The organism is Achromobacter sp. EG18 (assembly GCF_059759395.1).
On sequence record NZ_CM186213.1, the window covers coordinates 3,300,399 to 3,321,478 of the forward strand.

Sequence of the window (21,080 nt, forward strand, 5' to 3'; positions counted from 1 at the left end):
CATGGACGCCATCCCCTCCCCCCGCCGCCGGGCCGCGCCCGTACCGTGGTCCACCCGCGCCAAGCGCTGGCTGTACCTGACGCACCGCTGGGCCGGCATCGTGCTGTGCCTGTTCTTCGCCATGTGGTTCATCTCGGGCGTGGTGATGATGTACGTGGGCTACCCCAAGCTCACCCCGCTCGAACGCATGACGCACGTCGCGCCGCTCGATCCGGCGCGCGTTGCCGCCACGCCGGCGCAGGCCTTGGCCGCCGCCGGCGCCAGCGACATGACGGGCCTGGGCCTGGCCGCGCTGCGCGGCGGCGCGCCGGTCTACCTGGTGCCGATGGGCCGCGGCCGCGCGCCCAAGGTGTTGGATGCCGCCAGCGGCGCGCTGCTGCCGCGCGCCGACGCCGCGGTCGCCAGCGCCAGCGCCATGGCCTGGTTCGACGGCAAGTACGCCGCGCACTACCAGGGCGAGGTGGGCGAGGACGTCTACACCCATTCCGGCGCGCTCGACCCGCACCGGCCCCTGCACCGCATCGACATGGACGATCCGGCGCGCACGCGGCTGTACGTCTCGTCCGCCACCGGCGAGGTTGTGCTGGACGCCACCCGCCGCGAACGGCTGTGGAACTACGCGGGCGCCTGGATCCACTGGCTGTATCCGTTCCGCGGCAACGCCTTCGATCCGTGGTGGCACGACATCGTCGTCTGGCTGTCGGTGGCCGGCGTGGCCCTGGCGCTGACCGGCACGGTAGTCGGCATCCTGCGCTGGCGCTTCTCGCGCCCGTACGCCAGCGGCAGCCGTTCGCCCTACCGCGAGAACATGATGCGCTGGCATCACCTGGCGGGCCTGCTGTTCGCCGGCATCACCATCACCTGGATCTTCAGCGGATTGATGTCGATGAATCCGTGGAAGCTGTTCAGCAGCGGCGCGCCGCCCTTGGCGCAACAGGCCTACGCCGGCGGCCCCTATGCCGCCGACGCGCCGCAGGCGCCGCCCGCCGCGCTGATCCGCGCCCTGCCGGCGGCGCCGCGCGAACTGCGCTGGCAACGCGTGGACGGCCAGGACCTGGTGCTGGCCCGCAGCGGCCCGGGCGCGCCGCAGCTGCTGGCGGCCGCCGACGCCCGCCCCGTCACGCTCGACCCCGCCGCCCTGCGCGCCGCCGCCGCCCGCCTGGTGCCCGGCGCGGCCCTGGCCGACGTGCAGGTGCTGGACCGCTACGATTTTTATTACTACGGCCGCGACGAACACGCCATGCTCGGCCACATCGAGAAGCCGCTGCCGGCGTGGCGCCTGGTGTTTGACGACCCGCAGGCCAGCTGGGTCTACCTGGATCCGCGCACCGGCCAGGTGCTGGGCCGGCAGGACCGCGGCAACCGCGCCAGCCGCTGGTTGTTCGCCTTCCTGCACAGCTGGGACTGGACCGGCCTGCTGGCGCGCCGGCCGCTGTGGGACATCCTGCTGGTGTTCCTCAGCCTGGGCGGCGCGGCGCTGAGCCTGACCGGCGTGGTGATCGGCTGGCGCCGGCTGGGCCGCAAGCTGCGCGCCTGACGCCGCCATGGCCGCGGGGGATGGGGCTGGAATGCACTATGCTCCCTCCTTGTCCCCGCAATACCGCAAGGAAAGCCCATGTCCGACGTCACCATCTACCACAACCCCAAGTGCGGCACTTCGCGCAACACGCTGGCCATGATCCGCAACGCCGGCATCGAACCGCAGGTCGTCCTGTACCTGGAGACGCCGCCTTCGCGCGCACAGCTCAAGGCGCTGTTCAAGCGCGCCGGCATCACCGTGCGCGACGCGCTGCGCGAGAAGGGCACGCCCTACGCCGAACTCGGCCTGGATGACACCACGCTGAGCGACGAGGCCCTGCTGGACGCCATCGAGGCCCACCCCATCCTGCTGAACCGCCCCTTCGTCAGCACGCCACTGGGCGCGCGCCTGTGCCGCCCGTCCGAACTGGTGCTGGACATCCTGCCCGCGCCGCAGCAAGGCGCCTTCACCAAGGAAGACGGCGAAGCGGTGATCGACGCGCAGGGCAAGCGCATCGCCAAGTAAGAGCCGTGTCGACGGCACCGGCGCGCGCGCTACCTGGGGCCACGCGGCCCGGACAGGAGGAGGAGCTGGGCCGCGCGCCTTTTCCGGGCAAACCGGCAAATGCCGCGGAAAGCCACAGCCGCATCCAAAAGTAAATCCCGGGGATCGGCGCGCATTTTGCAAGGGAATTGACGGCAAACCCGACTACCATCGCGCCAGTCGAGAATATTTCATCAAAATGACGCGTCATGGATTTCGTGGAACCTATCAATCAGTCCCTGTTTCTCCTGATCAACGCCGATCCGGCCAGCCCGGCCTGGCACATCCAGGCGGCCCTGTTCGTCGCCAACCGGCTGATCCTGCTGGTGCCGGCCGCGCTCGCGGGGCTGTGGCTGTGGGGCGGCCAGGCCCAGCGTGACGTCGCGCTCAAGGCGCTGGCCGGCATCGGCGCCGCGCTCTGCATCAGCTACCTGTGCGGCGCGCTGTGGCCGCATGCGCGGCCGTTCGTGCTGGGGCTGGGCCACGCGTTCTTCGCGCACAAGGCCACCGCGTCCTTTCCCAGCAACCACACCATCATCATCGCCACGCTGGCGTTCACGCTGATCTTCGACCGGCGCTGGGCCGGCTGGGGTTATGCCTTACTGTTGCTGGCGGCCGTGGTCGGCCTGTCGCGCGTCTACCTGGGCGTGCACTTTCCGCTGGACATCGCCGGCGGCCTGCTGCTGGCGCCCGTGGCCGCCGGGCTGGCCGTGCCTGTCTGGCGCCGCGTCGGCGAGCCGCTGACGGCCGTGCTGCAGGCCATTTACCGCAAGCTGCTGGCGCTGCCCATCGCGCGCGGCTGGATCCGCGCCTGACCGCCACACCGCGCGCCACGCGCGTCGACGCGACGCGGGCATTCCTTGCCGGTGCGGCCGCCTCAGGCGGCCCGCGCCACCGGCGCGCCCCGGGCAGCGCGCCAGCGGCCTTCGTGTTCCAGCAGCCAGCGCTTGCGATGCAGCCCGCCGCCGTAGCCGGTCAGCGACGCATTGGCGCCGATCACCCGGTGGCAGGGCACCACGATGCCGATGGGGTTGGCGCCGTTGGCCATGCCCACCGCGCGCACCGCCGAAGCCCGGCCGATGCGCGTGGCCAGGGCGCCATAGCTGACGGTCTCGCCCGCCGCGATCTCGCGCAACGCCCGCCACACACTGCGCTGGAAATCGGTGCCGCCGGACGCCACCTTCACCCGGTCGATCGCATCCACCTCGCCCTCGAAATAGGCCTGCAGCTGGCGGCTCGCGGCCGAGGCGCGCGCGGCATCGCGCAACTGCACCGCGCCCTTGCCATATTGGCGCCGCAGCAAGGCATGCATGCGGGGTTCGTAGTCGTGCCAGTCGACCGCGCGCAGGCATTCCTGCGCGTCGGTCAGGACCAGCATCTGCCCGAGGGGCGTGGCGACGCGTTCGAATTGGAAAATCTGGACAGGCATGGCGGGCTCCGGCTTCGGTATTGACGCGTCCAATATAGGCCGGACGCGGCGCCGGCGCTGGCGGATTCCGGACATCACAGCAAGCCGGACAACAGTGTCCGAAAACCGCTAGATCCAGGCCGCTTCCGGCGCTAGCATGGATCGCATGAACCTCGACCACGACGCCTGCTACAGCGCCATCCGCGTGCGCGACGCCCGTTACGACGGCCGCTTCTTCACCGCCGTCAAGACCACGCGCATCTATTGCCGCCCGGTCTGCCCGGCGCGCACGCCGCTGTCGCGCAATGTTGTCTTCTACCCGACGGCGGCCGCCGCCCAGGAAGCGGGTTTCCATCCCTGCCTGCGCTGCCGGCCCGAAACCGCGCCCGCCGCCGGCCGCGGCCGCGACCTGCCCGACAGCGTCGCGCGCGCCCTCGGCCTGATCGAACTCGGCGCGCTCGACGACGCCGGCGTCGACGCCCTGGCCGCGCGCCTGGGCGTCGGCGAACGCCAGTTGCGGCGCCAGTTCCGCCAGCACCTGGGGGCTTCGCCCGTGGCCGTGGCGCAGACCCGGCGCGTATTGCTGGCCAAGCAGCTGATCCACGAAACCCGCCTGCCCATGGCCGAGATCGCGTTTGCCGCCGGCTTCGGCAGCATCCGCCGCTTCAACGAGATCTTCCTGGCCCTGTTCGGCCGCGCCCCGGGCGAACTGCGGCGTTCCGGCAAGCCCGATGTCCCGGCCGGCCCGCAAGGCGAAATCAAGCTGCTGCTGCGCTACCGCCCGCCCTACGACTGGCCCGCCATGCTGGACTTCCTGCGCGTGCGCGCCATCCCCGGCATCGAACAGGTCACGGACGACAGCTACACGCGCACCATCGGCCTGGACGGCGGCCAGGGCACCGTGCGGGTCGAACCCGGCCCGGGCAACGCGCTGCGAGCCACCGTCCGCTTCCCCCAGCTGCATGCCCTGCCCACCATCATCGCGCGCCTGCGCCGCGTCTTCGACCTGGCCAGCGACCCCGCCGCGCTCGCCGCGCAACTGGCCCACGACCCCGTCATGGCCGCCCTCACCGCCGCCCGTCCCGGCCTGCGCGTGCCCGGCGCCTGGGATGGCTTCGAACTCGCCCTGCGCGCCGTCCTCGGCCAGCAGATCACCGTCACCGCCGCCATCAAGCTCGCCGGCAAACTCGTCGCCGCTTACGGCCAGCCCCTGGACCAGCCCGACGGCGACCTGACCCACCTGTTCCCGACGCCGGCCGCCGTCGCCCCCGCCGACCTCGCCCCGCTCGGCATGCCCCGCACGCGCGCCGCCACCCTCTCCGCCGTCGCCGCCGCGGCCCTGGCCGACCCCCGCCTGTTCGACACCGCCGACTGCCTCGACAACGCCGTCACCCGCCTTCGCACCCTGCGCGGCGTCGGCGAATGGACCGCCCAATACATCGCCCTGCGCCAGCTACGCGAATCCGACGCCTTCCCCGCCTCCGACATCGGCCTGATCCGCGCCCTGGAAAAACTGGAAAACCGCCAATACACCCCCGCCCAGCTCCTGGCCCGCGCCGAAGCCTGGCGGCCCTGGCGCGCCTATGCGGCCCAGCACTTGTGGGCGGAATATTGAGGAAGTCGGATGGCGTTACGCAATTTGGGAAGACGCCAGCCCGTAATCAATGGCGTTCCACGGAGCCCGCAGAACGAGACCACGCCTATCCAGCAAAAAAACACCTTCAGCGCGCCCCTCTCCGCAAGCGCGCAGCGCACACCGTTCCGACGCAACAAATCGCGTATGCAATAACCGGCCGCGCAGGGCGGCCGGTTATTGCGGGCAACGCAAGCCTCTCCGCGCCCCCGTCCGACCTGACTGCGCCGCAAACCTAGACGCCGGTAGCCCGTTGCGCGGGGTGTCGGGGGGGTGGGCAACCTCGATGCGCCCGACGGAAACCGTAGGAAGCCGAAGGCGTACGAGGTTGAGGATGGGGCAGTCCGGAGCGAACGCTCCGGACCGCAATCGTGGGCGCCCGCCCCCCCGACACCCCGCGCGACGGGCGGCCTACGAACCCCACCCAGCCGCAAGCAAAACAGTCAGTCCCGAAAATTCTCGAACTGCAACGGCAAATCCACGTCAGTCTTCTTCAACAACGCAATCGCCGTCTGCAGGTCATCCCGCTTCTTGCCGCTGATCCGCAGCTTGTCGCCGTTGATCTGGCTTTCGACCTTGAGCTTGGCGTTCTTGATCGCCGCGATCAGCTTCTTGGCCACCGGCTGCTCGATCCCCTGCTTCACCGTGATCTTCTGCCGCGCCCCGCCCAGGTTCTCCAGCGGATCCGCCACGTCCAGGCAGCGCACGTCGATCCCGCGCGCCGACAGCCGGCCGCGCAGGATGTCCAGCATCTGCTTGAGCTGGAACGCGCTCGACGCCACCTGCGTCACCACGAAGCCTTCCAGTTCGAACTTGGCATCCGTGCCCTTGAAATCGAAACGGGTGGCGAGCTCGCGGTTGGCCTGGTCGATGGCGTTGGTGAGTTCGTGTTTGTCGACTTCGGAGACGACGTCGAAAGTAGGCATGACACTGGGTCCTGTCGGTAGATGAAGAAAAGGCGGCCGCGGCCGCCGCGATTGCCCCATTTTACCGGGGCTCGCCCCCCTCAAGCCATCAGCACCAGCAACCGGTCCGGCTGCAACGGATGCGGCATCACCTGCGCCTGGATGCCGTATGCCAGATACAGGTTGGCCGGCGTCAGCACCTGCGCCGGCGTGCCCTGCGCGATCGCCTGGCCGCCGCTCAGCAACAGCAGCCGGTCGCACCAGCGCGCCGCCAGGTTCATGTCGTGCAGGATCACCAGCACGCCGGTATTGCCTTCGTGCGCCAGTTGCGCTGCCCGTCGCATCAGGTCGGCCTGGTGCCTGGGATCGAGGCTGGCGGTCGGTTCGTCCAGCAGCAGGTAGCGGGCCTCGCCCGGGACGCGCGCCGCGCGGCATTGCACCAGCACCCGGGCGAATTGCACCCGCTGCTGCTCGCCGCCCGACAGCTGCGGATAGCGCCGGCCGTCCAGGTGGCTGACGTCGGCCCATTCCAGGGCCTGGCGCGCCAGGTCATCGACCTCGGCCGGCGACAGCTCCGGAAACGGATACGCGCCCATCGCCACCACCTCGCGCACGCCCAGGTCGAAGGTCAGCCCGGGCTTCTGCGGCAGCACCGCGCGCTTGCGCGCCTGCGCGCGCGGCGGCAGCGCGCGCAGCGGGCGGCCGTCCAGCGCCAGGCTGCCGCCATCGGCATCCAGCTCGGCCGCCAATGCGCCCAGCAGGGTCGATTTGCCGGCGCCGTTGCTGCCCAGCAGGCCCACCACCTCGCCCGGCCGGATCGCCAGCGAGACGCGGTCCAGGATGCGCTTGCCGTCGCGCGCCAGCGTCAGGTTCTCGGCGGCCAGCATCAACCGTGCCTCCGGCCGCGCGCCAGCAGCCACAGGAAGAAGGGACCGCCCACCAGCCCGGTCACCAGGCCGATCGGCAGTTCGGCCGGCACCACCACGATCCGCGCCAGCCAGTCCGCCAGCGTCATCACCAGCCCGCCGCCCAGCAGGCAGGCCGGCAGCAGCAGGCGGTGGTTGGCGCCCAGCGTCATGCGCGCCAGGTGCGGCACCACCAGGCCGACGAACACGATGGTGCCGCTGGCGGCCACCAGCGGCCCGACGATGAGGGTGCAGGCCAGCACCAGCCGGGCGCGCGCCTGCTTGAGCGAATAGCCCAGGTGCTGGGCCTCGCGCTCGCCCAGCAGCAGCGCGTTCATCACGCGCCATTGGCGCAGCAGCCAGCACGACAGCAGCAGCACCCATGGCCCCAGGAACGCCAGCAGCTTCCAGCTGGCGCCGGCCAGGCTGCCCATGTTCCAGAAGGTCAGGTCGCGCAGCTGCGCATCGGACGCCATGAACGTGAACAGCCCGATCAGGCTGAAGGCGATGGCCGTGATGGCCACCCCCGCCAGCAGCAGCCCGGCCACGCCCGGCACGCGCCGTCCCACCACATAGGCCGACAGCGTCGCGACCAGGCTGCCGATGAAGGCGCCCGGCGCGGTGTACCAGAAGCCGCCGTGCGTCATGACGATGGCGATGACCGCGCCTAGCGAAGCGCCGGCGGAAATGCCGATCAGCCCCGGCTCGGCCAGCGGATTGCGGAACAGCGCCTGCAACGCCGCGCCGGAGATCGCCAGGCCCGCGCCCATCACCACCGCCAGCAATACCCGCGGCAGGCGGATGTCGATCAGCACATTGCGCCACAGCGCCTGTTCAGGCGTGGGCGCGCCCCACAACAGCGACGGCAGTTCACGCAGCGGGATCGGCACCGCGCCGCTGGCGCTGGCCGCCAGCACCGCCAGCACCAGCGCCGCGGCCAGCAGCGCCAGTGCCAGCGGCGCCCTAGCGCGCCATGGCATGCGCCGCCTCCTGCTTGAGCTGGATCAGCGCCTGCGGCAGACGCGGCCCCAGGCCGAGGATCAGCAGATCGTCCATGACGATGATGCGCTGTTTCGCCGCGGCTTGCGTCGCCGCGATGCCGGGCAGGCGCGCAAAGCCCTCCAGGCCGCCGCTGGCCTGCAGCGATTCACGCGTGACGATGATCAGGTCGGGCGCCAGCGCGCCGATGGCCTCGGGCGACAGCGGCTTGTAGCCCTGCTGTCCCGCCAGCACGTTGTCCAGGCCGGCCAGGCGCATGATCTCGGCCGCCGCGGTGCCGCGCCCCGCGCCCTGCGGCGCGCCGCTGCGGTTGATCAGCAGCAATGCCCGCGCGCGCGTTGCCGGCATGGCTTCGGCCTTGGCCAGTTCGCCTGTCACGTCCCGCACCATCTGTTCGCCGGCCGGCGCCACGTCGAGCGCGGCCGCCACGGCGCGGATGCGCGCCTTGAGCGAATCGACCGACGGCGCGTCCGGCACGCTCACCACCCGCACGCCGACTTCGCCCAGGCGCTTGAGCGCGTCGGGCGGACCAGCCTGCTCCGACGCCAGCACCAGGTCGGGCCGGAGCGCCAGCACGCCTTCGACCGGCACGGCGCGGTAATAGCCGACCCGCGGCAGACGGGTCGCTGCCTCCGGATACAGGCTGGACTGGTCGTCGCCGACCAGCCGCTCGCCCTGCCCCAGGCCGTAAACGATTTCCGTCACGGTTCCGCCCAGGGTCACCACGCGCGCGGGCGGCGCCGCCTGCGCGGCCGCCACCAGCATCCATCCCGCCGCCACCGCCAGCCATTTCTTCATTGCATCATCCTCATGCGGCCAGCGGCACGCGGCACAGGCCCGACATCAATTCACGCCAACCCGTCAGTTCCGGCTTGCCCGGCTTGCGCTCGCCAAAGAACTGCGCGATCAGGTCGCCGCTGGACGAATACAGCTCCAGCGACGTCACCCAGCCATCGCTGGTGGGTTTGTTCACCACCCAGGCCGACGCGATGGCGCTGGTGTCCAGGTGCAGGTTGAAGGTCGGATCCAGCACGTTGAACCAGGGGCCGGTGCGGCGCAACTGGTGCACCGGGCCGGTGTGGATCTGGATCATGCCGCGGTTGCCCACGAAGCACATGATCGACAGGCCGCTGGCCGCCGCCGACTCCAGCATGCGTTCGATCGACTCCACCGGCACTGTCTGCGCCAGGTCCTCGCCGGCCGCGGCCAGCGCCGCCAGGCGCGACACCTTGAACTTGCGCAGCAGCGGGAAGAACTCGTGCGTGTCCTGCATGCCGAGCCAGGCCTGCCGCCACTGGGCGCTGTCCTCGACGCTCGGCGCGTCGGTGGCGGCGGCATAAGGCGCGGTGTCGGGCCAGCGCGAGGCGCCCGCGAACTTCGCCACCAGCGCGTCGTACGCGGCGGCATCGGTGGCCTCGGTGCGGTAGACCTTGTGCACCGCCACGCCCGCGCCGTCGAAGAACTGCAGGCTGTGGCGGCCGTCCTGCTCGACCGCCCAGGCGGAGGCCCAGCACGAGAAGAACACCCGCAGGTCGATGTCCGGCCCCAGCACCAGGCCGACCGGGCCGTCGGCCTGGATGTCGAGGTAGGCGCCATGGCGTTCGTGCACGCACCAGTCGTTGCGCGTCAGGGCCATCACCGGCCCCAGCGTGCCCAGTTCGCGGAAGATCTCCTGCGGCTGGCCATGCAGTTCGACTGCCTTGACACCGCCACAGCCGGCGGCGACCCATTCGGCCTCGGACACGCCGAGTTCCTGGGCCAGGTTGCGGGCGCGCAGGCCGGGCTTGGACGCCGCCAGCGCTTCGTTGCGGGCGCGCAGCTCGGCGGCTCGGGTGTCGAAATCGGGGTGCTTCACTTCGTTGCTCATTGCGGGCCCTCCGGCCGGAATGGAAAATCGGGACTGCCGCCGCTGACGCGCGGCGGCAGCGCGGGTCAGTATTGATACGTCAGTGAGACGCGCAGGCTGCGTCCCGGTTCGGTGTACCAGTCCACCGGCCGCGGCAGCGCCGTGGCGCCTGCGGTCGGCACGTTGATGGCTTCCCAGTACTTCTTGTCGAACAGGTTGAACACGCCGGCCTGCACCTGCAGGCCCTTCACCGAGGCCGGGCGCCAGTAGCCCATCAGGTCCACCACGCCATAGCCAGGCGCCTGGAAATCACGGTTGGGCGCCTTGGCGGAAGCGTCCGGATACTCGACCTTGTTGCGACGCAGGGCCGTGGTCAGCATCGCGTCCACGCCCCATGCGTCGCGGCCATAGCCGACGCCCAGCACGGCCTTGAGCGGCGCCACCGAATTCAGGTACTGGCCGGTGCCCTCGTCCTTGCCCACGGCCCATGCCAGCGAGCCCCAGGTGCGCCAGCCCGGCGAGAATTTCCAGTGCGCGCTGGCCTCGGCGCCATAGATGCGCACCTTGGCGCGGTTGACGTTGCCGGTGATGCCCAGCGGATACTGCCCGGCCCAACCCGCCTGCCATTGCGGCGAACCGGCGTCCAGCGGCACGTTGCTGTCGATGAAGTTCCGGTAGCGGTTATCGAAGAACGATAACGCGCCCCCCAGCGAATCGGAACCCAGCTTGGCGCCCAGTTCCCAGCCCTTGCTGGTTTCCGGCTTCAGGTAAGGGTTGCCGACCCGCAGGTAGGTGCCCGGGCCGCCGTAGTTGGTGTAGAGCTGCGTCGCGCTGGGCGCCTTGAAGCCGTAGGCGTACTGCGCGTACAGGTTCAGTTCATCCGCGGCCTTCCAGGTGGCCAGCAGCTTGGGCGAGAAGCGCCCGCCGCCATTGTCGGGCGGCAGCGCGCCGCCGTTGCGGTTGCTGGCGTAGCTTTCGGTGGACTTGGGCTTCTGCTCGTAATGGTCGTAGCGCAGCGCCGGCATGACCGTGTAGCGGCCGTCGGCGAAGCTGAATTCGTCGGAGGCCCACAAGGCCCACTGGCTGCCCTTGGACAGCGGCACGTCGGCCTGGTTGGTGTGCAGCATGTCGCAGGTGCGCGGACCCATCGGCGCGGGTGTGCCCGGTCGCACTACCGGGCAATTGTCGTAGCCGCTGGAATTCTGCTCGGTCTTGTTGCCGTACCATTCCCCGCCCACCGTCCAAAGCTGTGAAACGCTGTTGCCGGCCAGCCGCTTGGTCAGCTCGGCATTGGCGCCGAACATGGTCTGACGGATGGAGTTGTTGCGGCCATAGGCGCCACTGGGAAAACCGTAGCGGAATGGGTCGCCGGGAATGTTGCCCCGCGCGTCGCGGCTGCGCTGGCCATCCAGCGCGCTGTCGAGCTGCATGCGCTGCCAATACACCACCGCCGTGGCGCTGTCGATCCAGCCGCCCTCGCCCGGCGCCTTGTAGGCATAGTCGAACGACACGCGCTCGCGCTCGGTTTCCTTTTTGGTGGTGTTCTCGCCGATCTGGTAGCTGGTGCCCGGGCCCTGCTCGAACATGCTGTCCTGGGTGGCGTTGCGCTTGAAGTACTCGCCGGTCAGGCCGAAACGATGTCCGCCATCCACGCGCTGTTGCAGCTTGAGCAGGAAACTGCGCTGGTCGTAGTCTTCGGGCGTCGGCTCGCTGCGGCGCGGGCCGTAGCCGCCGACGTCGCCACGGTTGTCGAGCGCGTGGCCGTTGCGCACGCCCGCCTGCACCAGCCAGAAGGTGTTGTCATGGATCTGCCCGGCCAGCGCGGCGTTGGCGCCCCAACTGCTGTCGGCGGTGTCGTAGTCGGTCTTGGCCAGCGCGCCGAAGGTCTTGCCGTCGGTCAGCAGGTCGGCCGGGCTGAGCGTGTACAGGTCGGCCAGTCCGGAAATGGCCCCCGAACCGCCCGAACCGGCGTCGGCGCCACGCACGATGTCCAGGCGCGACAGCGTATTGAAGTCCACCGCCTCCAGGCCGCCCTTGACGCCCCGGGCGCCGTCGTCGAGCCACGGCAGCCGGATGCCATCGACCCGCGTCAGCACGCGGTCCTGGTCGAGCCCGCGGATGTTGATGCTGTTGTTCTGGCGGTTGAAGCTCACGCCGGGTTCGGCGCGCTTGCCCAGGTCGCTCCAGTTCTTGATCTGCAGATCGTCCATGCGCTTGCGGTCGGTGCGCGTTTCCCATGCCGGCGCCGCCACCGCGCCTTCGCCCTGGACCGTGACCGGCGCGAGTTGCGCGACGCCCGGCTGCGACAAGGCCTGCAACACGAATACGCCGGGGCTGCGCTCGCGCGCGGCCAGGCCGCTGCCGGCCAGCAGGCGGGCAAAGCCGTCAGCCACGGTGTATTCCCCATTCAAGCCCGCGCCGCGACGCTGGCCCACCAGCGTCGCGTCGAACAGCACCGTGACGCCGGCATGGTCGGCAAAGCGTGCCAGGTTCTCGGCCAGCGGGCCGGCCGGGATGCGGTAGCTGCGCGCCTGCTGCGCCGGCACGGCCTGCGCCTGCGCGGCGGCGGCCGGCCACAGCATGGCGGCCGGCGCGGCCAACGCGGTGGCAAGGCGCAACGCCAGGGTCAGGCGGGTCAGTCGGCATGGGGCCTCTCGGTTGATGGGATAGCCGCGCACGCGGCTGGCGGGGAAATGAGCCATGGTCGTCCTTTCGATCCAACGGGTATCGGCATTCGTGTGCCTCTACTGACCATGACCCTCGACATTCGCGGACCGGACAGCGTGTCCTCGGTTTTTTTGTAACAACGACGATTCACGCCTGTCCGGCGCGCGGCGCGATCGTCACCCAATACGCGCTGCGATAGCGCACCCGCACCGGCAGCGTCGACGGCAAGGCCGCCAGCACCGCGTCGGTGTCATGCAACTGGAACGCGCCCGAAAGCCGCAGGCCCGCCACTTCGGGGTCGCACCGCAGCAGGCCCGGCCGGTAGCGGCCCAGTTCAGCGGCGAACGCATCCAGGCGCCAGGCGTTGACGTGCAGCACGCCACGGGTCCAGTCGGCCGCATGCGGATCGGCCGGCTCGGGGCGCGCGGGCGCGTCATCGCGCAGCCATGCCTGCTCGCCGGCCGCCAACGGCACGACCACGCCGCCGCCGCGCAGGTTGACGCGCCCTTCCTGCACGCTAACGAGGCAGGCGGCGCCGTCCTGGCGCATGCAGAACCGCGCCGCCCGCGCCTGCACCTCGCCCTGCCGGGCGCGCACCACGAACGGGCGCGGATGCGCGCCCGACTCTTCCACGGCGTGGACCGCGATCTCGCCGGCGCGCAGGCGCACCAACCGCAGGTCGGCGTCGTACAGCACGTCGACCGCGCTGGCGGTGTTCAGGTGCATGGAAGAGCCGTCGCTCAGCGCGACGCGGCGCTGCTCGCCCGTGGCGCTGCGGTAGTCGGCGCTCCACTCGAACGGGCTGGCGCGCCACGCGGCCCAGCCGGCGGGGCCGGCCACGATCAGCGCGGCCAGGGTCTTGAGGGCCGCGCGACGGCCGGCCAGGTCGGGCCGGTTCAGCGCCGCCATGCCCAGCGAGGACGGCACCAGGCCGAGACGCTGGTTGACGCGCTGCGCCCGTTGCCAGGCATGTTCGTGTTCGGCCTTGCTGGCGCGCCACTGCGCGCAGGCGCGCACGTCGGCCTCGGTGGCGCGCTCGGAACTCAGGCGCAACAGCCAGCGCGCCGCCTCGCGCGCCACCTTGCGGTCGACGGCGGGCAGCTCGCCCGCGGCGCCCCACGGCGCGCTTACATCACCGCCATGATGCATTGTTCGTACCCCTTGGCGATGTAGCGGTGCACCGAGCGCAGCGACACGTTCAGCCGCGCGGCGATCTCGGCGTGGCCGAGGCCCTCGAGCTGCGCCATCAGGAAGGCCTGCCGCGCCGGAAGCGGCAGGCCCGCCAGCATCTCGTCGATTTCCTGCAGCGCCTCGAGGATCAGCAGGCGCTGCTCGGGCGACGGCGCCTGGGCCTCGGGCAGCGTGGCCAGCGCGTCCAGGTAGGCCCGTTCAAGCGAGCGGCGCCGGTGCAGGTTCAGCACCAGGCGCTTGGCGATGGTGGTCAGGTAGGCGCGGGGTTCGCGCAGCGCGTCCAGCTCGTGCCGGTGGCGCAGCACGCGCACGAAGGTGTCCTGCGCCAGGTCGGCGGCGTCGAACGAATCGCCCAGCTTGGCCCGCAGCCAGTTGTGCAGCCATCCGTGGTGCGCGCGGTAAAGCAGGTGGACGGCGTCGCCGCAGGCAAGCGCAAGGTTGGACACGGTGGGCTCCCGAACACACTTGATCACAAATAAAAATCAATCTCATTCTAAATGGAAAACCCTTGCCCAGGTCAAGAACCCCCGCCCGCGCAAGGGTGGCGATATGATGGGGACGGACTTGCCCGACCGGCCGCCCCGGCGCTGGCGCGACGTCCCTTCCCCCTCTTGCCCAAGGCCGACCCGATGCTCTACAGCGCGTTCAAACTGATCCACCTGCTGGCCGTCATTCTTTGGGTGGGCGGCATGCTGTTCGCCCACTGTTTCCTGCGGCCGGCGGCCGCGCAACTGGAGCCGCCGCAACGGCTGCGACTGATGCATGCGGTGCTCGGCCCGTTCCTGAACGCCGTGCTGGCCGCGATCGTGCTGATCCTGGCCACCGGCGCGGCGATGATCGGCCAGGAGGCGTCCCAGGCCGCGCAGACGGGCGGCGCCTTCTTCATGCCGCGCGGCTGGACGGTGATGGCCACCGGCGGATTGATCATGGCCGTGATCTACGCCTACATCCGCGCCGCGCTCTATCCCCGGCTGCGGGCGGCAGTGGCCGCCTCCGACTGGCCGCGCGGCGGCCAGGCGATGGCCGGCATCCGCCGCTGGGTCGGCGTCAACCTGGCGCTGGGACTGGCGATCATCGCGGCCGTTTTCCTGCTCTGACACCCCACGGCCGGGCCGGCCCGGCCCGACCGCGCGCAGCTATCGGCCGGACCACGGCGGCTATCGGATTTCTTTGGACTGGTGCAATACGCCGTACATCCGGCGTGGCCACACTGGCTCGGACTCTCGCGGGTCCCACATAAAAGGAAAATCCATGATCAAGCGCATCCTGCCCCTGGCCGCCCTCGGCCTGTCCTTCGCCACCCTCTCGGCCGCCCTGGCCGCCGCCCCCATCGACAACAGCGCGCTGGAACAGCCCGCGTTCCGCGATCACAAGGCCACCTATGGCGTGGTGTACCGCCTGCCCAAGGAAGTCAACGCCGCGCTGCCCGACGGCATCGCCACCACCTTCAAGGACGTGTCCATCGTCGAGATCGGCTTTGCCGGCAACGTGCTGCGCGAGATCTACCGCGTCAGCCTGGAAGACGGTTCGGCCATCGACGTGGCCAGCGGCAAGCCGGTCAGCCGCTAGCTGGAAGCATCCGCGGCCAGGCGGTCGCGCAGCACGTCGCGCACCTGGCCGCGCAGCCACGCCTGCAACGGCGCGGCATGCTGACCGGTATGGCGGTGGCGCAAGGCCTGAGCAGGCGGTCGAAGGTGGTCTCGCGCCCGTGCATCGGCTCGAACGCAAACCACTTGATGATTGAGGGCCGAGGCTTCCGGCTGCTGCCATTCCGTGGCAGCATTACGGCGTCCCGCCCTTGCCCGCCTACATGTCCCGCGCCGAACGACTCCTGGACCTGCTGCAGACCCTGCGGCGCCATCGCCTGCCCGTCAGCGGCCACCGCCTGGCGGCCGACCTGGGCGTCAGCCTGCGCACCCTGTATCGCGACATCGCGACGTTGCAGGCGCAGGGCGCCGAGATCGAGGGCGAGCCGGGCATCGGCTACGTGCTGCGGCCCGGTTTCATGCTGCCGCCGCTGATGTTCAGCACCGAGGAGATCGAGGCCCTGGTGCTGGGCACCCGCTGGGTGGCCGGCCGTTCCGACCCGCGCCTGGGCCAGGCCGCCGCCAACGCGCTGGCCAAGATCAGCGCGGTGCTGCCGCGGGAACTGCGCGACGAACTCGACGCCATTCCGCTGCTGGTCGGTCCCAGCAGCTGGGCGGTGGTCGACCGGGTCGACCTGTCCCAGATCCGCCAGGCGATCCGCTGCGAACAGAAGATCGCCATCACCTACCGCGACGACAAGGGCGCCGACTCCGAGCGCGTCATCTGGCCGTTCGCCCTGGGTTTTTTCGACAGCGTGCGCATCGTGATGGCCTGGTGCGAACTGCGCCAGGACTTCCGCCATTTCCGCACCGACCGCATCGCCACGCTCGAACCCGGGCAGCGCTACCCGCGCCGCCGCCATGCCTTGCTCAAGGAGTGGCGCGCCATCAATGCGGCCGCGTGCGACGGCTGCTGACGCGGGGCGGCCGGTGCGACATCCGGCCAAAGACTGCTGACAAAATCTGACAGCATGTCTTTCTAAGATGAGCGCTCATCCAACCAGGAGCGCATCATGTCCGCCAAGAACTTCGTCATTTTCTACGTCGACAAGCCCGAGGCCAGCGCGGCGTTCTACAGCGCGCTGCTGAACCGCCCGCCCGTCGAAAGCTCGCCCACCTTCGCCCTGTTCGCGCTCGACTCCGGCCTGATGCTGGGCCTGTGGTCGCGCCACACCGTCGAACCGGCCGCGGCCGGCCGCGGCGGCTGCACCGAACTGGCCTTCACCGTGTCCGACGCCGACGCGCTCGACCAGCGCCACCTCGACTGGAGCCTGCGCGGCCTGCCCATCCTGCAGGCGCCCACCAACATGGACTTCGGCCGCACCTTCGTGGCGCTCGACCCCGACGGCCACCGCCTGCGCGTGTTCGCCCCGGCGCCCGACACCACGCCCGCCGAGGAGGAACTGGTCACGATCCCAGCATTCCCAGGAGCCTGAACCACAGGTAGTCCAGCGGCACCAGCGCCACGAACGACACCAGCGCGGTCAGCAGGCTCAGCGCCAGGCCGCTGCGCGCCGGCACCTGGCCCATGCCCATCGCCACCACGATGGGCGAAGCCTGGTACGGCATGATGACGGTGGCGTAGCCGGCCACCTGCGCCATCAGCACCGTCATCAACGAAAAGCCCGATGCCTGCGCCAGCGTCTCGGCCAGCGGCGTGTACAAGGCCGGCACGCCGTTGGCCGTGACCACGAAGTTCAGCGCGGCCGACAGCCCCACCAGCGAAAAGAAGCTTTGCATCGGCGCGTCGGGCGACAGCGGCAGCCAGGCCTGCAGGGCGCGGCCGATGATGCCGCCCAGGCCGCTGTCCGCCACCATCGCGGCCAGCCCCAGGATGCCCGCCACATAGATCGCGGTGCGAAAGTTCACTTCCTTGCCGAACTGCTCGCCGCTGACGAACCCCACCCTGGGCAACAGGCACACGCAGGCCGCAGCCAGCCCGATCCAGGCCGGCGACACGCCATGCCATCCGTCGGTCACCCAGCCCAGCAGCGTCAACCCCAGCAACACCACCAGGCGCTTTTCAGCCGTCGTCAGCGGCGGGGCCGGCGCGGCGGGCGGCGCCGCTTCCGGCGTGTCGCGGAACAGCCACGCAATACAGGCCACCAGCACCGCGCCTTTCAGGATGCCCAGCACCGGCGCATGCTGCCACAGGTATGGCAGATAGCCCAGCTGCAGGCCGTAGCTGGATTCGATGCTGCCGGCCATCACCAGGTTGGGCACGTTGGCCGGCAGGATGGAGGTGGACAGCTGGAAAGTGCCGAAGCCCACCGCCAGCGCCAGCCCGATTCGCCCGCGCCGTCCCGCCGCCAGCCCGATCCGGTCGGCGTACGCCAGCACGATCGGCATCAGCAGCGCGATGCGGCCCATGTTCGACGGCATCACGAAAGCCAGCAGGTACGTCAGCGCGACCACGCCGGCCACCACCTTCGGATATGAACCCGACAGGCGCCGCGACAACGCGCCCGCCATGCGGTCGGCCAGGCCCGTGTACTTCAGCGCCAGCCCCAACACGTAGCCGCTCAGCACCAGCCAGAACGCCGCCGACGAGAACCCCGAAAACACCACGTCGCGCGAGGCGACCGCCAGGATCATCGCGGCGCTGAAGAACAGCAGCGCCGTCAGGTACTCAGGCAGCCGCGAAAAGGCCCACAACGCGATCGTGATCGCGGTGATCAGCGCGGGTAGAATCGGAAAACCGGAGGCGACCAGATGCATGAAAAAACCACCAAAAAAACACGAATCGGCGCAGTGTACGGACCCTGTCCGCCGCTGAAAATGCGCCATTCGCAGAGGCAGCCTGCGCGCCTCGCGTAGGCTCGCCACCATGCGTTTCGACCTGACCGATCTGGCGCTTTTCCTGCACGTGGTGCAGGCCGGCAGCATCACCCACGGCGCCGCCCGCGCCAACCTGGCGCTGGCCGCCGCCAGCGCCCGCATCCGCAACCTTGAAGCCTCTCTCGGCACGCCGCTGCTGGAACGCCGCCGCCAGGGCGTCATCCCCACCCCGGCGGGCCTGAAACTGGCCGCGCACGCCCGCGTGATGCTTGCCCAGGCCGACCGCCTGCGCGACGATCTGGCCGATTTCTCCGGCGAATTCGGCGGCTCGGTGCGCCTGCTGTCCAACACCAACGCCCTGACCGCCTTCCTGCCCGAAGCGCTCGGCGGTTTCCTGGCGGCGCACCCGCGCATCAACGTCGAATTGCAGGAGATGCTGAGCGACGAGATCGTCGAGTGCATCGCCGATGGCTCGGCCGACATCGGCATCGTTGCCGGCACCGTCGATACCGGCGCGCTGCAGACCTACCCGTACCATTGCGATCGCTTCGTGCTGATCGTGCCCGCCGGCCATGCGCTGGCGGGCACCGCCGAAATCGCCTTCCGCGACGTGCTGGACGAGGATTTTGTCGGCCTCGACCGCAGCAGCGCGCTGCAACGCTTCCTGGCGCGCCAGGCGCTGGTGGCGGGCGGGCCGATCAAGCTGCGCGTGCAGCTGCGCAGCTTCGACGCCATGTGCCGGCTGGTCGAGGCCGGCGTCGGTGTCGGCATCGTGCCCGAGACCACGGCCAACAGCATGTGCCGGCTGCTCGACGTGGTGTCGGTGGCACTGACCGACGCCTGGGCTTCGCGCGAACTGCTGCTGTGCGTGCAAGCGCGCGAAACGCTCAACGCCCGCGCCCGCCGCCTGCTCGACCACCTGCTGGCCGACGCCGCCCGGATCACGCCGCCGAATACAGATCCGTCATGAACTGCGTGGCCTTGATGCCGGTGCCGGTCAGCAGCACCACGGTGCGCTCGGCCTCGCGGATCGCGCCGCGCGCCCGCAGCATATCCAGCGCCGCCGCCGCGGTGGCGCTGGTGGGCTCGGCGTAGAGCCCCATTGCCGCCAGCCTGCGCACGGCGGCAACGATGTCCGCCTCCGGCACCGCGACGGTCTGGCCGCCGCTGGCGCGGATCGCCTGCAACACCTCGCGCAGCCGCACCGGCCGCTTGATCGCGGTGCCTTCGGCCACCGTCGGCAGCACCTCGCGCGGCACCGGCGTGTCGACCCCGGCATGGAAGCTGGCGTCCACCGGCGAGCAGTTCAGGGGCTGGGCCACGAACAGGCGCGGCAGGCGTTGGATCTGTCCGGCCGCAAGCAGCTCGGCAAAGCCGATGGCGCAGCCCAGCACATTGCTGCCCGCGCCCGCCGGAATCACCACGTTGTCCGGCGCCTCGAAGCCGAAGTCCTCCCACATCTCATAGGCGATGGACTTGGTGCCCTGCAGGAAGAACGGCTGCCAGTTGTGGCTGGCGTAGAAGATGCGCGCGGACGCCTCGATCGCCGCGGTCTCGGCGTTTTCGCGCGGCCCTTGCACCAGTTGCACGTCGGCGCCGAATGCGCGGATCTGCGCCACTTTGGCGGTCGAGGTATAGGCGGGCGCGAAGATGGTGACGTCCATGCCCGCCGCCGCGCCAAAGGCGGCGATGGCGGCGCCGCCGTTGCCCGAGCTGTCCTCGGCGATGGCGCGGATGCCGATCTGGCGCAGCCACGACAGCATCACCGCCGCGCCACGGTCCTTGAAGCTGCAGGTGGGGTTGAACCATTCCAGCTTGAAATGCGGCCGCAGGCCGCCCCAGGCGCGCTCGACCATCGGCGTACCGCCCTCGCCCATCGACACCGGCCGCGCCACGGCGCCCGGCAGCGCGGCGCGGTAGCGCCACAGCGAACGCTCGCCCCGGTCGATGTCGTCGCGCGAGATGCCCGGCAGCGGCGAGATCATCAAGGGGGCGCGCGCATCGGAACACCAGCGGGCCTCATCCAGCGCATGGCGCGCGCCGGTGGCGGGATCGAAATAGTGGGGATCTGACATGGCGATCAACCTGGAGAAAGTCGGGGATGGCCGCAGTCTAGGTCCGCCCGAGCGCTGTGCGTTGCAATATCATGTTGCGATAAATGCAATGGAGAACCGCCATGGAACGTGGCGCGCTATGGGAATACCAGGTGTTCTGCGCCGTCGCGGAACGCCAGAGCTTCGTGCTGGCGGCCCGCGCCCTGGGCGCCTCGCCCAGCGCGGTCACCCGCGCGGTGCAGGCGCTGGAACGCCAGGTCGGCGCGCAGCTCCTGCTGCGCAGCAAGAACAGCGTGGTGCTGACGCCGCAGGGCGAAAGCTACTTCCAGTCGGCGCGCGGCCTCCTGCGGCTGGAAAGCGAAGCGCGCGAGGCGCTGCGCGACACCCAGTCGGGCGATCAGGGCCGTCTGCGCTTTTCGGCGCCCGACCTGCTGGGCGTGACCCTGCTGCCGGCGGTGCTGCGGCGCTACGCGGCGGACTATCCCGGCGTCACGGTGGACATCAACTACACCGACAAGTGGGTCGACCCCATCGCGGAGGGCCTGGACTTCGCCATCCGCGGCGGCTTTCCGGCATCGAGCGAGCTGCTGGGCGCGCGCCTGTGGCCGTATGCACGGCTGCTGTGCGCCAGCCCTGACTATGTGGCGCGCATGGGGCTGCCGCGCGAGCCAGAAGAACTGGCGCGGCACCGGCTCATCATGCACACCGGACCGCGCTTGCTGAAGGACTGGCACCTGCGGCGCGACAAGCGCATCGTGCGCATGCATGCCGAGCCGGCGGTGCGGGTCAGCACCGGCAGCGGCCTGATGGCGCTGGCGCTGCAGGGTGTGGGCATCGCCAGATTGGCGGACTGGGCGGCGGCGCCGGAGATCGCCCGCGGCACGTTGGTGCGGGTATGCCCCGGCTACACCGCCACCTCGGCGCAGGGCGTGGCGCCGCAGATGCACGCCGTGTACGCCTCGCGCTCGCTGCCGGCGCGGGCCCGCGCCATGCTGGCGGCGATCCGCCAGTGCGCGGACGCAAGCGCCGTTTGAAACGCGCCGCCG

At 70.3% G+C, this 21,080-nt stretch carries 21 protein-coding genes; 10 read left to right on the plus strand and 11 right to left on the minus strand.

Translation table 11 applies throughout. The annotated features are described in order from the left end of the window. The first annotated feature begins 1 nt into the window (after position 1). The 3 genes from AC6CR5_RS15065 (at position 2) to AC6CR5_RS15075 (ending at position 2,877) form a co-directional block, all read left to right on the plus strand. Positions 2-1,537 carry a PepSY domain-containing protein gene (locus AC6CR5_RS15065; RefSeq protein WP_498084674.1) on the plus strand — a complete coding sequence of 512 codons (1,536 nt, stop codon included), beginning with the start codon at positions 2-4 and terminating at the stop codon, positions 1,535-1,537. A gap of 78 nt (positions 1,538-1,615) precedes the next feature. Continuing rightward, positions 1,616-2,044: an arsenate reductase (glutaredoxin) gene (gene arsC, locus AC6CR5_RS15070; RefSeq protein WP_006386125.1), complete on the plus strand. Its 429-nt coding sequence runs from the start codon at positions 1,616-1,618 to the stop codon at positions 2,042-2,044. 227 nt (positions 2,045-2,271) lie between these two features. Further along, positions 2,272-2,877, plus strand: a complete 606-nt coding sequence (locus AC6CR5_RS15075) for a phosphatase PAP2 family protein (RefSeq protein WP_020926607.1) — start codon at positions 2,272-2,274, stop codon at positions 2,875-2,877. Between the two features lie 62 nt (positions 2,878-2,939). Here AC6CR5_RS15075 and ogt read toward each other — a convergent pair whose 3' ends face one another. After that, positions 2,940-3,491, minus strand: coding sequence for a methylated-DNA--[protein]-cysteine S-methyltransferase (gene ogt / locus AC6CR5_RS15080; RefSeq protein ID WP_207384653.1), 552 nt, complete (start codon positions 3,489-3,491; stop codon positions 2,940-2,942). Between the two features lie 145 nt (positions 3,492-3,636). Between ogt and AC6CR5_RS15085 the strand changes: the two genes are divergently transcribed. Further along, positions 3,637-5,085, plus strand: a complete 1,449-nt coding sequence (locus AC6CR5_RS15085; RefSeq protein WP_498085746.1) for an AlkA N-terminal domain-containing protein — start codon at positions 3,637-3,639, stop codon at positions 5,083-5,085. 461 nt (positions 5,086-5,546) lie between these two features. Here the strand turns inward: AC6CR5_RS15085 and AC6CR5_RS15090 are convergent, their stop codons facing one another. From AC6CR5_RS15090 to AC6CR5_RS15125, 8 genes are all read right to left on the minus strand, one after another. Further along, positions 5,547-6,029, minus strand: a complete 483-nt coding sequence (locus AC6CR5_RS15090; protein ID WP_006386723.1) for a YajQ family cyclic di-GMP-binding protein — start codon at positions 6,027-6,029, stop codon at positions 5,547-5,549. Between the two features lie 80 nt (positions 6,030-6,109). Beyond that, on the minus strand, positions 6,110-6,898 hold the full coding sequence (locus AC6CR5_RS15095; RefSeq protein ID WP_054445694.1) for a heme ABC transporter ATP-binding protein: 789 nt from the start codon (positions 6,896-6,898) through the stop codon (positions 6,110-6,112). Continuing rightward, complete coding sequence (locus tag AC6CR5_RS15100; RefSeq protein WP_006386721.1) at positions 6,895-7,893, minus strand: FecCD family ABC transporter permease; 999 nt, start codon at positions 7,891-7,893, stop codon at positions 6,895-6,897. The genes AC6CR5_RS15095 and AC6CR5_RS15100 overlap by 4 nt, the downstream gene beginning before the upstream one ends. Then, complete coding sequence (locus AC6CR5_RS15105) at positions 7,877-8,710, minus strand: heme/hemin ABC transporter substrate-binding protein (RefSeq protein WP_241122692.1); 834 nt, start codon at positions 8,708-8,710, stop codon at positions 7,877-7,879. The genes AC6CR5_RS15100 and AC6CR5_RS15105 overlap by 17 nt, the downstream gene beginning before the upstream one ends. A gap of 10 nt (positions 8,711-8,720) precedes the next feature. Next, complete coding sequence (locus AC6CR5_RS15110) at positions 8,721-9,767, minus strand: hemin-degrading factor (protein ID WP_498085747.1); 1,047 nt, start codon at positions 9,765-9,767, stop codon at positions 8,721-8,723. Between the two features lie 77 nt (positions 9,768-9,844). Next, a complete protein-coding gene (locus AC6CR5_RS15115) occupies positions 9,845-12,460 on the minus strand; it encodes a TonB-dependent receptor (protein ID WP_498084675.1) in 2,616 nt (871 codons plus the stop codon). A gap of 112 nt (positions 12,461-12,572) precedes the next feature. Next, a complete protein-coding gene (locus AC6CR5_RS15120; protein WP_238880298.1) occupies positions 12,573-13,574 on the minus strand; it encodes a FecR domain-containing protein in 1,002 nt (333 codons plus the stop codon). After that, positions 13,553-14,062: a sigma-70 family RNA polymerase sigma factor gene (locus AC6CR5_RS15125; protein WP_020926597.1), complete on the minus strand. Its 510-nt coding sequence runs from the start codon at positions 14,060-14,062 to the stop codon at positions 13,553-13,555. The genes AC6CR5_RS15120 and AC6CR5_RS15125 overlap by 22 nt, the downstream gene beginning before the upstream one ends. Positions 14,063-14,245: 183 nt before the next feature. On the opposite strand from AC6CR5_RS15125, the gene AC6CR5_RS15130 reads away from it, so the two are divergent. The 4 genes from AC6CR5_RS15130 (at position 14,246) to AC6CR5_RS15145 (ending at position 16,638) form a co-directional block, all read left to right on the plus strand. Further along, a complete protein-coding gene (locus AC6CR5_RS15130) occupies positions 14,246-14,713 on the plus strand; it encodes a CopD family protein (RefSeq protein ID WP_054439744.1) in 468 nt (155 codons plus the stop codon). Between the two features lie 154 nt (positions 14,714-14,867). Next, complete coding sequence (locus tag AC6CR5_RS15135; RefSeq protein ID WP_498084676.1) at positions 14,868-15,185, plus strand: hypothetical protein; 318 nt, start codon at positions 14,868-14,870, stop codon at positions 15,183-15,185. A 241-nt stretch (positions 15,186-15,426) separates the two neighbouring features. Continuing rightward, complete coding sequence (locus tag AC6CR5_RS15140; protein ID WP_026384615.1) at positions 15,427-16,119, plus strand: helix-turn-helix transcriptional regulator; 693 nt, start codon at positions 15,427-15,429, stop codon at positions 16,117-16,119. Positions 16,120-16,215: 96 nt separating this feature from the next. Further along, the gene (locus tag AC6CR5_RS15145) at positions 16,216-16,638 is read left to right on the plus strand and encodes a VOC family protein (RefSeq protein ID WP_054507745.1); all 423 of its coding nucleotides are present in this window, start codon (positions 16,216-16,218) and stop codon (positions 16,636-16,638) included. On the opposite strand, the gene AC6CR5_RS15150 is transcribed toward AC6CR5_RS15145, so the two are convergent. Continuing rightward, a complete protein-coding gene (locus AC6CR5_RS15150) occupies positions 16,610-17,920 on the minus strand; it encodes an SLC13 family permease (protein WP_498084677.1) in 1,311 nt (436 codons plus the stop codon). The two genes, AC6CR5_RS15145 and AC6CR5_RS15150, sit on opposite strands and share 29 nt — an antisense overlap. A gap of 109 nt (positions 17,921-18,029) precedes the next feature. Between AC6CR5_RS15150 and AC6CR5_RS15155 the strand changes: the two genes are divergently transcribed. Next, positions 18,030-18,950, plus strand: coding sequence for a LysR substrate-binding domain-containing protein (locus AC6CR5_RS15155; protein ID WP_020926590.1), 921 nt, complete (start codon positions 18,030-18,032; stop codon positions 18,948-18,950). Here AC6CR5_RS15155 and AC6CR5_RS15160 read toward each other — a convergent pair. Then, entirely contained in the window at positions 18,922-20,055 is a 1,134-nt protein-coding gene (locus AC6CR5_RS15160) for a threonine synthase (RefSeq protein WP_054470854.1), read from the minus strand. The two genes, AC6CR5_RS15155 and AC6CR5_RS15160, sit on opposite strands and share 29 nt — an antisense overlap. Positions 20,056-20,156: 101 nt before the next feature. Between AC6CR5_RS15160 and AC6CR5_RS15165 the strand changes: the two genes are divergently transcribed. After that, positions 20,157-21,068 (plus strand): LysR family transcriptional regulator, encoded by a 912-nt coding sequence (locus AC6CR5_RS15165; protein ID WP_498084678.1) that lies wholly within the window; start codon positions 20,157-20,159, stop codon positions 21,066-21,068. The last annotated feature ends 12 nt before the right edge of the window (positions 21,069-21,080 follow it).

Coding starts and splice junctions, on each gene's coding strand:
- AC6CR5_RS15065 (WP_498084674.1), top strand. CDS start 2: ATGGACGCCATCCCCTCCCCCCGCCGCCGGGCCGCGCCCGTACCGTGG.
- arsC (WP_006386125.1), top strand. CDS start 1,616: ATGTCCGACGTCACCATCTACCACAACCCCAAGTGCGGCACTTCGCGC.
- AC6CR5_RS15075 (WP_020926607.1), top strand. CDS start 2,272: ATGGATTTCGTGGAACCTATCAATCAGTCCCTGTTTCTCCTGATCAAC.
- ogt (WP_207384653.1), bottom strand. CDS start 3,491: ATGCCTGTCCAGATTTTCCAATTCGAACGCGTCGCCACGCCCCTCGGG.
- AC6CR5_RS15085 (WP_498085746.1), top strand. CDS start 3,637: ATGAACCTCGACCACGACGCCTGCTACAGCGCCATCCGCGTGCGCGAC.
- AC6CR5_RS15090 (WP_006386723.1), bottom strand. CDS start 6,029: ATGCCTACTTTCGACGTCGTCTCCGAAGTCGACAAACACGAACTCACC.
- AC6CR5_RS15100 (WP_006386721.1), bottom strand. CDS start 7,893: ATGCCATGGCGCGCTAGGGCGCCGCTGGCACTGGCGCTGCTGGCCGCG.
- AC6CR5_RS15105 (WP_241122692.1), bottom strand. CDS start 8,710: ATGAAGAAATGGCTGGCGGTGGCGGCGGGATGGATGCTGGTGGCGGCC.
- AC6CR5_RS15115 (WP_498084675.1), bottom strand. CDS start 12,460: ATGGCTCATTTCCCCGCCAGCCGCGTGCGCGGCTATCCCATCAACCGA.
- AC6CR5_RS15120 (WP_238880298.1), bottom strand. CDS start 13,574: ATGCATCATGGCGGTGATGTAAGCGCGCCGTGGGGCGCCGCGGGCGAG.
- AC6CR5_RS15130 (WP_054439744.1), top strand. CDS start 14,246: ATGCTCTACAGCGCGTTCAAACTGATCCACCTGCTGGCCGTCATTCTT.
- AC6CR5_RS15135 (WP_498084676.1), top strand. CDS start 14,868: ATGATCAAGCGCATCCTGCCCCTGGCCGCCCTCGGCCTGTCCTTCGCC.
- AC6CR5_RS15140 (WP_026384615.1), top strand. CDS start 15,427: ATGTCCCGCGCCGAACGACTCCTGGACCTGCTGCAGACCCTGCGGCGC.
- AC6CR5_RS15145 (WP_054507745.1), top strand. CDS start 16,216: ATGTCCGCCAAGAACTTCGTCATTTTCTACGTCGACAAGCCCGAGGCC.
- AC6CR5_RS15150 (WP_498084677.1), bottom strand. CDS start 17,920: ATGCATCTGGTCGCCTCCGGTTTTCCGATTCTACCCGCGCTGATCACC.
- AC6CR5_RS15155 (WP_020926590.1), top strand. CDS start 18,030: ATGCGTTTCGACCTGACCGATCTGGCGCTTTTCCTGCACGTGGTGCAG.
- AC6CR5_RS15160 (WP_054470854.1), bottom strand. CDS start 20,055: ATGTCAGATCCCCACTATTTCGATCCCGCCACCGGCGCGCGCCATGCG.
- AC6CR5_RS15165 (WP_498084678.1), top strand. CDS start 20,157: ATGGAACGTGGCGCGCTATGGGAATACCAGGTGTTCTGCGCCGTCGCG.